This is a genomic window from Mesorhizobium sp. M0518, from assembly GCF_040321125.1.
Taxonomy (GTDB): domain Bacteria; phylum Pseudomonadota; class Alphaproteobacteria; order Rhizobiales; family Rhizobiaceae; genus Mesorhizobium.
In genome coordinates this window covers 145,422-158,403 of the sequence record NZ_JAMYQY010000009.1, presented here as the reverse complement: position 1 = coordinate 158,403, position 12,982 = coordinate 145,422, and the positions used below count along the sequence as shown (strand labels likewise).

The 12,982-nt window shown below is 61.9% G+C and carries 14 protein-coding genes and 1 tRNA gene; 8 read left to right on the top strand and 7 right to left on the bottom strand.

Features of this window, described 5'->3' with window-relative positions; all coding sequences use genetic code 11:
* Positions 1-57: 57 nt before the first annotated feature.
* Positions 58-1,032 carry a 5'-nucleotidase gene (locus NKI66_RS15440; protein WP_352752115.1) on the bottom strand — a complete coding sequence of 325 codons (975 nt, stop codon included), beginning with the start codon at positions 1,030-1,032 and terminating at the stop codon, positions 58-60.
* Between the two features lie 366 nt (positions 1,033-1,398).
* On the opposite strand from NKI66_RS15440, the gene NKI66_RS15435 reads away from it, so the two are divergent.
* The 3 genes from NKI66_RS15435 to NKI66_RS15425 are packed head-to-tail and all read left to right on the top strand — an operon-like array spanning position 1,399 to position 3,970.
* Positions 1,399-1,773: a DUF3489 domain-containing protein gene (locus NKI66_RS15435; protein ID WP_245273115.1), complete on the top strand. Its 375-nt coding sequence runs from the start codon at positions 1,399-1,401 to the stop codon at positions 1,771-1,773.
* Between the two features lie 5 nt (positions 1,774-1,778).
* The gene (locus tag NKI66_RS15430) at positions 1,779-2,285 is read left to right on the top strand and encodes a DUF2924 domain-containing protein (protein WP_032908834.1); all 507 of its coding nucleotides are present in this window, start codon (positions 1,779-1,781) and stop codon (positions 2,283-2,285) included.
* Positions 2,282-3,970, top strand: a complete 1,689-nt coding sequence (locus NKI66_RS15425; RefSeq protein ID WP_023809640.1) for a recombinase family protein — start codon at positions 2,282-2,284, stop codon at positions 3,968-3,970. The genes NKI66_RS15430 and NKI66_RS15425 overlap by 4 nt, the downstream gene beginning before the upstream one ends.
* 213 nt (positions 3,971-4,183) lie before the next feature.
* Here the strand turns inward: NKI66_RS15425 and NKI66_RS15420 are convergent.
* Positions 4,184-4,259 (bottom strand) — tRNA-Ile (locus tag NKI66_RS15420).
* 135 nt (positions 4,260-4,394) lie between these two features.
* Here NKI66_RS15420 and NKI66_RS15415 point away from each other — a divergent pair.
* Positions 4,395-5,108, top strand: a complete 714-nt coding sequence (locus NKI66_RS15415; RefSeq protein ID WP_352752112.1) for an SIMPL domain-containing protein — start codon at positions 4,395-4,397, stop codon at positions 5,106-5,108.
* A 186-nt stretch (positions 5,109-5,294) separates the two neighbouring features.
* On the opposite strand, the gene NKI66_RS15410 is transcribed toward NKI66_RS15415, so the two are convergent.
* Both NKI66_RS15410 and NKI66_RS15405 read right to left on the bottom strand, forming a co-directional pair.
* Positions 5,295-5,651 (bottom strand): hypothetical protein, encoded by a 357-nt coding sequence (locus tag NKI66_RS15410; RefSeq protein WP_023809642.1) that lies wholly within the window; start codon positions 5,649-5,651, stop codon positions 5,295-5,297.
* A 249-nt stretch (positions 5,652-5,900) separates the two neighbouring features.
* Positions 5,901-6,347: a YcgN family cysteine cluster protein gene (locus NKI66_RS15405; RefSeq protein ID WP_013530173.1), complete on the bottom strand. Its 447-nt coding sequence runs from the start codon at positions 6,345-6,347 to the stop codon at positions 5,901-5,903.
* 197 nt (positions 6,348-6,544) lie between these two features.
* On the opposite strand from NKI66_RS15405, the gene NKI66_RS15400 reads away from it, so the two are divergent.
* The gene (locus tag NKI66_RS15400; protein ID WP_352752110.1) at positions 6,545-8,689 is read left to right on the top strand and encodes an OmpA family protein; all 2,145 of its coding nucleotides are present in this window, start codon (positions 6,545-6,547) and stop codon (positions 8,687-8,689) included.
* Between the two features lie 305 nt (positions 8,690-8,994).
* A complete protein-coding gene (locus NKI66_RS15395; protein WP_352752108.1) occupies positions 8,995-9,519 on the top strand; it encodes a TIGR00645 family protein in 525 nt (174 codons plus the stop codon).
* A 134-nt stretch (positions 9,520-9,653) separates the two neighbouring features.
* Here NKI66_RS15395 and NKI66_RS15390 read toward each other — a convergent pair whose 3' ends face one another.
* Positions 9,654-10,520, bottom strand: coding sequence for an SDR family oxidoreductase (locus NKI66_RS15390; RefSeq protein ID WP_128305473.1), 867 nt, complete (start codon positions 10,518-10,520; stop codon positions 9,654-9,656).
* 179 nt (positions 10,521-10,699) lie between these two features.
* Here NKI66_RS15390 and NKI66_RS15385 point away from each other — a divergent pair, with 179 nt between their 5' ends.
* Positions 10,700-10,966, top strand: coding sequence for a type II toxin-antitoxin system VapB family antitoxin (locus NKI66_RS15385; RefSeq protein ID WP_023809646.1), 267 nt, complete (start codon positions 10,700-10,702; stop codon positions 10,964-10,966).
* Positions 10,963-11,352 (top strand): type II toxin-antitoxin system VapC family toxin, encoded by a 390-nt coding sequence (locus tag NKI66_RS15380; RefSeq protein ID WP_352555774.1) that lies wholly within the window; start codon positions 10,963-10,965, stop codon positions 11,350-11,352. Before NKI66_RS15385 ends, NKI66_RS15380 begins: the two co-directional genes overlap by 4 nt.
* Before the next feature lie 6 nt (positions 11,353-11,358).
* On the opposite strand, the gene NKI66_RS15375 is transcribed toward NKI66_RS15380, so the two are convergent.
* Together NKI66_RS15375 and NKI66_RS15370 are read right to left on the bottom strand one after the other, a co-directional pair.
* Entirely contained in the window at positions 11,359-11,994 is a 636-nt protein-coding gene (locus NKI66_RS15375) for a helix-turn-helix transcriptional regulator (protein ID WP_127297399.1), read from the bottom strand.
* Between the two features lie 8 nt (positions 11,995-12,002).
* Positions 12,003-12,875, bottom strand: coding sequence for a S1C family serine protease (locus NKI66_RS15370; protein ID WP_023809649.1), 873 nt, complete (start codon positions 12,873-12,875; stop codon positions 12,003-12,005).
* Positions 12,876-12,982 lie beyond the last annotated feature (107 nt).

The following is a 12,982-nucleotide window of genomic DNA, read 5'->3' as shown; positions in this document are numbered from 1 at the left end:
CGCATGCCGTCACGTTCGGACGCTCAGTCAAAGCGAACGAGATCTAATCCTGAAGAATCAGCCGGCCGGGATTACCGGCGCAGCCGGATCGTGAGGTCCGGGAACATGGCCGGCAGGAACCACTGCCGCCGCGCCTAAAACGTGCTTCTCTTGATCATCAAAGAAAATGTGGGCCCCGAGCGCCTTCAGGATGGGTGCTTTCTCACGGCTGCCTACGAAGTGCGCCTCGTCAGCTGGTGTTCCCCACGCTCTCAGCGTCCGAATTACGCGCTCATGCGCAGGGGCGTTCCGGGCAGTGACAAGTGCGATGCGGACCTTACTCACGTTGCCCTCATTAAGGAAAACTCGGCGCAATGCCGATAACTTGTGAAGAAAATTGCCAAACGGGCCGCGCGCCATCGGATTGCTCGCATGCGCAAGGAAAGCCTCCAGGCCCTTTTCTTTGTAGATTGCGTCGGACTCGGGGCCAAACACTACAGCATCGCCGTCGAACGCGACCCGGACCTCGCCCTGGGGTGTTTCGGCACGATCCTTGGGCGCCAAGCCAAGCCGAGCAGCGGCTGCTCCGCCGTCCACCGCTCCTTTTACATCCGTGTCCGCGTTTGAGAGAAATAGGTCAATGCCCCAAGCAGGAACAAAAGGAGCGAGTGACCGCCCGCTAGTAAAACTGCCTGTCTTGACGACAAGCCCATAATGATCGATCGACTTGAACGCTCGGAGAGAGAGGTCGGGCGAGTTCTGGGACAGAAGGATCACTTCAACATACGGAGCAGCCTCAGGATCGTTCAGCGCGAGTAACCGCTCGACTACCTCAAAGCCAGCACCCCTGCGGAGGATCACGTCCTCGCGTTCGAGTTGCATGGCCGCATACGACTTGACGCCGTAGTTCTCGAATACGCGATGTTCCTCCTCCAGATCAAAAAGAGCGCGCGTAGAGATTCCGATGCGGAGACGGCTGGCCCTTAGCGTAGACCCTGGATCGCCATTCCCCTTGTCATCTTCGGCTGTAAGAGAGGCTTCCGCGATTTCCATTTGCCCTTCCTCCGATATTAAGACAGCCTAGGCAATGCCCTTTCTATATTTGACTTATTTCCGAAGAATTGAAGATCTGCGGTTCATTGCGGATCGCTGTCATTTCATCGCGATTTCCTAACTTTTCAAATGCCAGATGGACTTGGGAGCATCGACACGTCGTGGGAAGGTCCACTGGTGTGGTCTAAGCCCTCGAAGGCAGCGATATTCGACTGGACTTCATACGGCAACGAAGCATTGGTGTTGCCAGCGCAGCAGAAGAACAATGGATTAACAACGAGCAGAATCTCCAGCCCGCCAAGACAGCGGGCTTCGGTCAGTACAAGCGCCGGAATGGTCCGGGCTTCTAACTGATGGAGATTTGAAATGTCTATCTTTAACAACACCACTATGAAGGCCGACAATGCGGAAGCCGCCGATACGGCACCCAGCGTCGACGACAGCACCCCAACCCGGAAGCCGCGCGAGAAGTCCGTGGTGACCGTCGCGGTGACGGTCAAGAAGGCAAAGGACGAAGCGCCCGCAGCGCCTACCAAAACCGACATCGTCCTCAAGAAGCTGAAGTCGGCCAAAGGCGCTACAATCCAAACCCTGATGGATGCGACGGGATGGCAGGCGCATTCGGTGCGGGGTTTCCTCTCCGGTACCGTCAAGAAGAAGCTTGGCCACGAACTGCTCAGCGACACCGGCAAGGACGGACAAAGGCGGTACCGCATTGCCGAGGCGAAGACCGCCGGTTGACCTAGATGCGCAAAAGACAGGATCTGGATAGTGAGATCGCCGGGATTGGCGGTCTCACGCGTGATGAACTCACGGCAGCATGGAAAAAGGCCTATGGCTGCCCGCCGCCCAAAGGGGTCAAACGTGGGTTGCTTGAACGGTCGGCCGCCTGGCATCTCCAGGCCAAGCGATTGGGTGGTTTACCTTCGACCGTCAAGAAAACACTCGGAGCAGGCAACGCGCGCCAGTCCAACGTAAAGGCTGTCCAACCGAGCAATACTGGACCGGATCGCGAGGACGGTGTTCCGTCGGTCCGAGCAGCGTCATCGGATAAGGCACTAACGTCGCCGCCACGATCCCTTCCGCCAAGAATCGGCTCCCGTCTGGTGCGGGAATGGAATGGCCGGATGCACGTTATCGAAGTGGTCTATGACGGCTTCGTGCTCGATGGCAAGACGTACGGATCGCTGTCGGCTGTCGCCCGCCGCATTACCGGCGCCCATTGGTCTGGCCCGAGGTTCTTTGGCCTATGACAGCAATCCCTCGCCTCAACTGCGCGATCTACACTCGCAAATCGACCGAAGAGGGATTGGAGCAGGAATTCAATTCGCTCGATGCCCAGCGCGAAGCGTGCGCGGCCTTCATCGCATCGCAGGTCGGTCTTGGCTGGAAGTTGATGCCAAGCCACTACGATGACGGCGGGATTTCGGGCGGCACGATGGAGCGCCCTGCCCTGCAGCGTCTCCTACAGGACATCCGGGACAAAGAGGTCGATGTGGTGGTCGTCTACAAGATCGACCGCCTCACCCGTTCGCTGATGGATTTTTGCAAGATCGTCGAGATCTTCGATGCCAGCTCCGTCTCGTTTGTCTCGGTCACGCAGCAGTTCAACACCACAACCTCAATGGGCAGGCTCACGCTCAACGTGCTCTTGTCCTTCGCCCAGTTCGAGCGAGAGGTTACAGCAGAGCGTATCCGCGACAAGATCGCGGCCTCGAAGAAGAAAGGCATGTGGATGGGTGGCGTGGTGCCCCTGGGCTATCGTGTCGAGTACCGCAAGCTGGTGATTGACGAAACCGAGGCACAAACAGTCAGACACCTGTTCGCCCGCTATCTCACCCTGAGGTCAGTGCGCGACCTTGTCGATGAGGCTGCGAGCGACGGGGTTTCCACACGATCGCGACACCTCATAGACGGATCAGTTGCAGTTACCATGCCGTTTGGTCGCGGCAACCTCTACCACCTGCTTTCGAACCCGGTCTACGTCGGCAAGATCAGGCACAAGGATCAGGTCTACGATGGAGAGCACAAGCCAATTGTCACGTCTGCCACGTTCGACGAGGCCCAGGCACTACTTGCCTCTCAGGCGCCGCGGCGGCGAAGCGAGTCCAATGTCACGCAAGCCCATTTGCTCACCGGTCTGCTCTTTGATGAAGCGGGCGAGAAATTGCGATCGGTTCATGCCAATAAGCAAGGTGTTCGCTACCGATACTATGTCTCAAAGCAGTTCGTCGATGAGCGCAGGAAAGGTTCCGAGGGCTGGCGTCTTCCGGCACCCGCACTTGAGTCAGTTGTTGAGCATCGCCTCAATCGGATTCTCAGTGATCAAGCCCAACTGTCTGATTGGATTCGGCAATGGGCAGACTCTGGCGAAATCCAGGCAGCGATGCGGCGAGTTGACGAGATGCGGTCGTGTTGGGCTTCAGGCACTACGGATGCGAAGCGATCTCTCCTCCAAAAGATCGTTCACAGGATCACCCTCAAGCTTGGTTTATTGACCATCGAACTGGATCGCCGCTCGCTATCGGAATTGCTTCTCGACCGAAAGCTGCCACCCAACGATAGCGCCCAAGTAACTTCCATCGAATGTCCAATCGGAATGAAGCGTCGCGGCGTCGAAACGCGGATCGTGCTTACCAACGGATCCAATATCAACCGGGCACCCGATGCCGCCTTGATCAACCTTCTGCGCCGCGCCCACCTATATCTCGGCCAACTTACAGACGGAGTCGGTCGCAGCCTTACCGACGTTGCCATGCTCAACGGCACCGATACATCCGAGGTCAGCCGCCTATTGCCCTTCGCTTTCCTCGTTCCAAAAATTGCGGCCAACATCGTTGCAGGTGATCAACCTGTTGAACTAACGGCGCACCGGCTGTCCCGATTGTCGGACCTCCCCCTTACTTGGACTGACCAGGCTGCACTCCTGGGCTTCTAACCATCCGGCGAGCATCTCGCTGATCAGTCGACCATCGCTTTGGCAAACACTTGGCTACGGAATTCGCCCGACAGAGACGGACGACTTAAAAGTCGGGTGTTTTGCGTTTACCGCGGCGTCTCAGCCAAGTGTTGCCCACTACTCGGCGCTAACCCACGGAAATGTCGGAGGTATTCTGAGACGGTCGAAACCCCGAAAAACGAGGGGACTGGATGGTGGGCCCGGAGGGACTCGAACCCCCAACCAAGCGGTTATGAGCCGCCGGCTCTAACCATTGAGCTACAGGCCCCACGCGGGCTGGATTAATGTTTTTCGCATCGCGGCACAAGGCTTTCCCTACGGGCTTCCGCAGATCGCCCAAATCAACCCATAATCGCGCTCTACGCGACCCCTTGCGACTTGATCGCAGACCAAGGAGATTTTCATGACCAGACATCTTTTGCCTCTCGCGCTCGCCGCTGCAATCGCTTTTCCGGCGATGGCTGGAGCCGCCGATCTGCCGACGCCGCCCCGCATCATCGTGTCGGGCGAAGGCGAAGCAACCGTAGCCCCCGATCTGGCGGTCCTGACGCTGAGCGTCATGCGCGAGGCCAAGACCGCGCGCGCTGCGCTCGATGCCAACAATGACGCCATGGCCGCCGTGATCGCGGCGATGAAGTCGGCCGGCATCCAGGATCGCGACCTGCAGACCGCCGGCATCCAGATCAACCCGCGCTACAACTACACCAACAAGCCGGACGGCAGCCAGGAAGCCGAACTCGTCGCCTATCAGGTGACCAACACGCTTTCGGTGCGGGTGCGCGATGTCGACAAGACGGGCGAGATCCTCGACAAGGCAGTGTCGCTCGGCGTCAACCAGGGCGGCGGCATCGCCTTCACCAATGACAACCCGGCGGCCACGGTCACCGAGGCGCGCAAGAAGGCGGTCGCCAACGCCATGGCCAAGGCCAAGACGCTGGCCCAGGCCGCCGGCGTCAGCCTCGGTCGCGTGCTCGAGATCACCGATCAGAACATGGCGCCGACGCCAATGCCGATCAACGCCAAGGCCTTCGACGCCGCGGCCGGTGCTGCGGCTCCGGTGCAAGCCGGTGAGAACGCCTACAATGTGCAGGTCACCGTCACCTTCGAACTGAAGTAGGCGGCTCTGACGATCCGTGGCTGAGCCTGACCACGGCAATCATCAGCCAATAGCGTGCATGAAAAACCCCGCGGGATTGCTCCCGCGGGGTTTTTTCGAGCCACACCCTTCAAACGGAAAGGGGCTCGGCTAGTCCCGGCTGATCCTCGCAGACGATCATGCCTCTATGATCCGCCAAAGCCGGCCTTAGCGATAGATGACGGGGCAGCCGCGCTCATTGGCGAACACGACGACGACGCGGTCGCCGTCCTGGCGGCCCATCACCTTCACCGTACGACGGCTGACGTCGACGATGCGGGCACGGCGCAGACCCATGCGTTCGGCCTTGTCGAGGGCGCGGTCCGGCGAGCAGCCACGGCGCCAGTCGCCACGGCGCTCGTCACGGCGATGGCGATAACCATCGTCACCGGTATAGACGCCGAAACGCGGGTCGTTGTTGTTGCCGAAGCCCAGATAGAGGCTGTCGGCGTGAGCGGGAACGGCCGCCAGCGTGCCGAGACCGACCAGGGCCGAAAGGGCTGCCGTCTTGATCGTGTTGAACATCATCTTCTCTCCTTTTGCGGGCCTTCGCCCCTTGTGAACCGATGAGGGGAGAATGCGCTTGCCTGTCTGAACTCTTTACGAACCTGCCGTTCATCTCCGGTTCATATGGCGGGAAAAGGAAAGTTCCGGCCATTCGCCATCGTCCCCAGCCCTGGTGAAGGCCAGAACGCCTGACCCGGCGCCCGGTTCCAACCCCGCGGATTGGCCGAATGTCTTCAAACGCGAGGCTCTTGCTCACCGCCGCTGGTCCTACGGCTCCTCGTCCAGTACATAGTCAAAATAGTCTTCCGGCTCGGCAAGATCGGTTTCGCTCGCCTTGACCCGGCCACGCATCGAGATGCCGGCTTCATGCACGGTCTCGGCGCTGCCCGACACCAGCCGGTGCCACCAGTAGAGGTCGCGGCCTTCGGCCACCAGCCGATAGGCACAGGTGCTGGGCAGCCAGCTGATGGTTCGCACATTCTGCGGCGTCAGCCCGACGCAGTCGGGAACGCGCGCCAGCCGATTGGCATAGTCCGAACAGCGGCAGGTCTCGGCGTCGAACAGCCGACAGCCGACGCTGGTCCAGTAGATCTCGCCGGTGTCCTCGTCCTCAAGCTTTGACAGGCAGCATTTGCCGCAGCCGTCGCACAGTGATTCCCACTCGGCCGGGCTCATCGCCTCCAGCGCCTTGGTTTTCCAGAATGGCGTTTCCATTTCCGGGATGTGGCCCCAGCCGCGGGCAAGGTCAAGCGCGGCAATGGTCGCAATTGCGGCTATCGCCAGGTGAATGACATGAAGTTGCCTTCAAAAGGTCGGTCAATCGCCCCGTACGGCCTCTATCAGTGCCAGACTGGAACCAATCGGCACAAGATCGGTTTCGGCAAGGATGGGACCCCACAAGGAGAATTTCGATGAAACGCCAACCACGGATTCTGGCAGGCACGGCACTTGGCCTGTTGATGGCATCCGCGCCGTTGGGCGCGTTCCCGCTTCAGGGAAGTGTCGCGTCCGGTCTTGCCCAGCGCACGGCAGCCCCATTCATCCTGGCGCAAGCAGCATGCGCCGAAGGCGAAGCGGCCGAAGCCTGCGCACAAAAGCAGCAGGCGGAACCCGAACAGAAGCGCGAGCGCAAGAAGGCCGAGCCTGAACAGCAGGCCGCGCCTGCCCAGAGCGAGCAGCCCGCCGAGGAGCAGCAGCCACGCAGGAAGAAGCGCGACCAGCAGCAGCAGGCCGAGCAGGCGCCGGCCGAACAGGCAGCACCCGCGGAGGAACAGCAGCCGCGCAGGAAGAAGCGCGACCAGCAGCAGCAAACCGAGCAGGCGCCGGCCGAACAAGCCGCACCCGCCGAGGAACAGCAGCCGCGCAGGAAGAAGCGTGACCAGCAGCAGCAGACCGAGCAGGCGCCGGCCGAACAGGCAGCACCCGTCGAGGAACAGCAGCCGCGCAGGAAGAAGCGCGACCAGCAGCAGCAGACCGAGCAGGCGCCGGCCGAACAGGCCGCTCCAGCCGAGGAACAGCAGCCGCGCAGGAAGAAACGCGACCAGCAGCAAACCGAGCAGGCGCCGGCCGGCCAGGCGGAACCGGCCAACGACAATCAGCCCGGCGAGCAGGCCAAGCCGCGCAAGAAGAACAGGCAGGACCAGCAGGCCCAACCTGAAGTCGCCCCGGCACCGAAGGAGGCTCCCGCTGGAGAGGCGACGGCCCCTGCCGGCGAACAGCCCGCGGCCCAGGGCGAGCAGCCCCAGGACACGACGAAGAAGCGTGTCAGGAAACCTGTTGGCGAGCAGCCGGCCACAGCCGAGCAGCCAGCCACCGGCGAACAACCGGCCAATGGTCAGACGGCAGCACCGGTACAGGGCGAAAGCCCGGTGCAAGGCGAAGCACCGGCCGATCCAAACGCCGCTCCCATCCTGGACAGCCAGAAGGACGCCGAGCGCAGAGGCGGCCGCAAGCAGGGCGACAAGATCGTCCCCCAGGATGGCGAGCAGCAGAATGGCGGGCAAAATGCCCAGCAAGGTGGCGATCAGGGCCGCAAGCCGGTGGCTGCTCCCATCGACCAAGGCCCGCCCCCCACCGACGACAGGGCCGCACAGCAGGAGATCAAGCCCGAGAAGATCGCGCCGGTGACCGAGGAAAAGGGCACACGCGTAGAGCGTGCACCCGATGAGAACGTCCGCGACCGCCGGCGTCCGAAAGGCGTCGACGTCGTCAGGGAACTCGGCGACCGCGTCATCCTGCAGTTCAACAACCAGACGTTCGTCGAGAGCAATGACGCCCCGCGCATGACCCGCGGCGCCAGGAACGTCTATTATGAGGATCTCTCGGGCAATCGCACCCGGGAAATCGTCGAGCGTGACAACGGTGTCCAGATCGTCACCATCCGCAACCGCTATGGCGACGTCATCCAGCGTTCGCGCATTGCGCCGGATGGACGCGAATATGTGCTGAGCTATGTCGATGAGCGGCACTATGAGGACGACAGCGACTGGCGCGATCCCGGCGATGATCTGCCGCCGATGCGGCTGACAATCCCGCGCGAGGAGTACATTCTGGACTCCGAGGATGTCCAGGATCCGGACGACTACTACACCTTCCTCGAACAGCCACCGGTGGAGAAGGTCCAGCGCCTCTACTCGATCGACGAGGTCAAACGTTCGGCACGCGTGCGCGACATCGCACGGCGCGTCGATCTCGACACGCTCAACTTCGAATTCGGCTCGGCCTCGATCTCCGACACCGAGGTGCAGAAGCTCGAGGGCGTCGCCACCGCAATGGAGAAGTTGTTGAAGAAGAACCCGGCCGAGACCTTCCTGATCGAAGGTCACACCGACGCCGTCGGCACACCGGAGGCTAACCTGGCCCTTTCCGATCGCCGCGCGGAATCAGTGGCGGAAGCGCTCACCAACGCCTTCGGCATCCCGCCGGAGAACCTGACGACACAGGGTTATGGCGAGGAGTACCTGAAGGTCAATACGTCGGCGCCGAACCGCGAGAACCGGCGCGTTGGCATTCGCCGCATCACGTCGCTGGTGGCACCGGTCGCCAGCAACAATTAGGTCATGATTTCAAAACCATGACCTGGTTTGCGGAATCGGCACGAGAAGCATCCATCCCCGGCACTGCCGGGGGTGGATGGATGTGCCGGGTTCAACAAGAATTGTACAGCCATTAGACACGGCTCATTGAATCGCGAGCGCACCTACCCCAGATTCAAGCCTGGGCGTTCCCTGCCCCGTCCCGACTCCAGCGGGACGCATTGAGCCCCGCCGGACATTGTTCGGCGGGGCTTTTTGTCTTGCAAACGGTGGCGACCTGGCGGAATACGGCCATTGTCCGAGAGATAACCAGCCGGAATCATCCTATGAAGCGTCTCGAACTCGCCATCGAATCGATCATCCTCGCGTCGCGCTGGCTGCTCGTCGTTTTCTATATAGGCCTGGCCCTTGCATTGGCCGTCTATGCGCTGTCCTTCGGCAAGAAGCTTTATGAGTTCATTACCCTGGCGTTCACGCTCGGTGACACCGACACCATCCTGAAGATGCTCGGCCTCATCGATGCCGCGCTGGTCGCTTCGCTGGTGGTGATGGTCATCATCTCGGGCTACGAGAATTTCGTCAGCCGCTTCGATGACCAGGACGGCGGCGACGACGGCGTGCATTGGCTGGGCACGATCGATGTCGGTTCGCTGAAGGTCAAGGTCGCCTCGACCATCGTCGCCATCTCGTCCATCCACCTTTTGCAGGTGTTTTTGAACTCGTCGTCCTACACCACCGACCAGTTGATGTGGCTGACCATCATCCACCTCGCCTTCGTCGTCTCGGCCTTCATGCTCGCCTATATCGACCGGCTGATGGGCCTGAGCAAAGGCAAGAAGGACGAGGCGTGACCTGCGCCGGCCGGAAGTTGAATCAGTCCGGCAGGAACGATGCCCTACCGCCTTGTTCGAGCAAGGCTTTGCCATGACTCTGCGGGTGGCGAAGGGCTTGGCTCAACGCCCGCGTCGCGTCAAAACAAAGAGTTCTAGTAAATATTCCTGATCTTGCTGTCCGTGCGGGCGAACACCTCGTCGGGGACAAAAAAGTCGCCGGCCAGCGGCCCGGTCGCATCAGGCGCATACACCGAAAAATCGCTGATGCCTTCGGCGCGCAGCACCTCCTCGTCGATGTAGAAATTGCCTGTTGTCTCGCGCGCTGGCCGCATGAAGATGGCATGCGCCGCATCGGCCATGATGTCCGGCGAACGGCTCATCGCCGCAACCGTCGCGCCGCCCAGCAGATTGCGCACCGCCGCCGTGTCTATGGTCGAGATCGGCCACAGCGAATTGACCGAGATACCGTCCTTGGCGAACTCGGCGCTCATGCCCAGCGTGCACATCGACATGCCGAACTTGGCCATCGTGTAGGCGACGTGGTTCCTGAACCACTTGGCCTTCATGTCGAGCGGCGGCGCCAGATTCAGGATGTGAGCATTTTGCGCCAACTTCAGGTGAGGAATGCACATTTTCGAGACCAGGAAGGTACCGCGCGTGTTGATCTGATGCATCAGATCATAGCGCTTCATGTCGGTCTCGAGCGTGCCGGTGAGTTGGATGGCGCTGGCATTGTTGACGCAGATGTCGATACCGCCGAATTTCTCCACGGTCCTGGCGACCGCCTCGGCCACCTGTGCCTCCTCACGGATGTCGCACAGCACAGGCAGCGCATTGCCGCCGGCCTGTTCGATCTCTTCAGCCGCCGTATAGATCGTGCCCGGCAGCTTCGGATGCGGTTCGGCGGTCTTGGCCGCGATCGTCACATTGGCGCCGTCACGCGCGGCGCGCAGCGCGATCGCCAGCCCGATGCCGCGCGACCCGCCGGAGATGAACAGCGTCTTTCCCTTGAGCGACATTTTCCCTCCGCCTGCATTGTCTCGCTGCGCGATCCTTGCCTGTGACGGCCTCGGACATCAAGAGCTTGCTGCGGGAGGCCACGGTGACGTTGCGGAGGCTATCGTTGGCCAGCACTACAAACCTACTGGATTTATCGACCGCCTAGGTATATATTCTATATGGATAGGTATGATATAGAATGGCGCTATCGATCAAGAATCTGGAAGTCGAGCAACTGGCGCGCGAACTTGCCCGCCGCCGGCGCGTCTCGGTGACGGAGGCCATCCGCCAAAGTCTCGAGCGCGAGGTTGCACGCGAGCGGCTGGTGCCGCGCGACGAAGCCAGCGACCTGTTTCAGCGGTTGATGGCGATCTCCGACAGCGCCGGAAAAATCCCCAAACGCGAAAATGCGATGACCGACGACGAAATCCTTGGATACGACGAGTTCGGAATCCCGACGAAATGATCATCGATTCCTCGGCCCTGGTCGCCATTCTGCGCGCCGAGCCAGGTCACGAACGTTTCGTGCTGGCGATCACGCAGGCCAAGAGACGCCTGCTGGCCGCGCCAACTTTTCTTGAAACGACGATGGTTCTTGCCGGCGGCAAGCAAGATGAAATCCTGGATCGCCTCGACAGCTTCCTACACACCGCCTCGATCGAGACCGTCGCCTTCACCGCCGATCATGCAGCTGTCGCCCGCCAAGCCTTCCTGCGCTACGGCAAGGGTCGGCACCCGGCGGCGCTGAACTTCGGTGACTGCATCGCCTACGCCACGGCGCGGCTCGAGGCCATGCCGCTCCTGTTCAAGGGTGATGATTTCCACCTCACCGATATCGAGGCGGCGGTGTGATCGGGATCAGACCAGCACCAGCCCTTGGCGCATCGCAATGGCAATCGCATCGGTGCGGTTGGCGGCACCGAGCTTGATCAGGATTGCGGCGACATGAAACTTCGCGGTGTGCACCGAAATGTTGAGCCGCCGCGCGATCACCTTGTTTGGAGCGCCCTCGGCCAGCAGCGCCAACACTTCCGCCTCACGCGGCGACAGCGAAGGCCGGGCGGCATGCTCGTCGGAGGCTTCCTCCTCGAACGGCTCGCCATCGCCGGCACGGAAATCCTCATGGCGTCCGCTTCCGCGCTCGCCCGAGACGCGATAGCCGGCCGCGGCCAGCCGCGCCGCCGCGGCGATCAACAAATCGTCCGCGCCAGCGGACATCACGGCCAGCACCTCACCGGCGGGCCACTCGCCGCCAGCGCGTCCGGTCAGCAGCACCCGTGGAATGAGGGCCGGCACGCCATCACCAATGCTGTCGTCAACGATGGCGACGTCGGCTCTTCCACCGCCAGCCACGACCGGCAGCAGGTCATCGCTCGCGGCCAGCGATGCCGCCAGGCGCTCGGCGCGTGACGCATCGCCAAGCGCAATCAGCACCACCAGCCGCCGCGAGACGGCACCGTCATGCATGATCCGGTCGCTGGTGAGCGTGTCCATGGATCCTCTCAGCTCAGCGGCTTTTCGCCGATTGTCAGCGCGACATCGCGCTGTTCGCCGCCGCGCACGACACCGAGCGTCACCGAAGCGCCGGCACTGTCGGGTCCGAGCCTGCGGATCAGGTCCCGCGGGCCGTGCACCGCCTCGCCGTTCCACGCCACGATGATATCGCCAAGAGAGAGACCGGCGGCCTTCGCGGGACCATCGTCATCGAGACTCATCACCATCGCGCCGTGCGCGTCGCGGTCGCGTACCGGATGCAGGCCGGCGCCGAGATAGCCGCGCGCGACATGGCCCTTTTCGCGCAAGGTCGCGACCGCCCGCTCGATCGTCTCGTAAGGCATGATCAGCGCCCGGTGGCGCGGTCCGAACAACAGCATGCCGATCAGCGCACCCTTGGCGTCGAGAACCGGGCCGCCCTCGAAACGGCCGCCCGCGCCGACGGCAAGATTGATGCGCCGGTCGATGGTGCCGCCGCGCATCGAGCGCCAGGCCGGGCCGACTTCGCCCACCGAGCCTGAAACAGCCAAAGCGGAACCGTCACTGCTGCCGATGGCAATGGCGATGTTGCCCGGCCGCACCGCATCGGCCTTGGCCAACGGCGCGGCGCTGACGGCCTCCGCCGGCTTCAGCAGGGCAACACCGGTAGAAGGGTCGCGGCCAACCAGCTCGGCCTTCACCGTTTCCCCCGAAGCCAACACCAGTTCGATCTCCTCGCCGGCCTCGACAGCCTCTTCAGCGGTGACGAAATAGCCGTCGCGCCAGTGGAAGGCGCTTGCCGTGCGGTGATGATGCGTGGCGAAGCCAGCCGTTGCCGGCGCGGCCTTGGCGGCGAGATCGGCGACGGCTTGCGAAAACGCGCTCAGATTGAAATCGCTCATAATGGTCTCCTGGGTTCATCCATGCCCCAGATATCGCTCGACAGCGCGTCCGCGGGTACTCGCCTGACGGCTAGTTGCCGGTTTGACTGGCCATCTGGTCAGGTCGC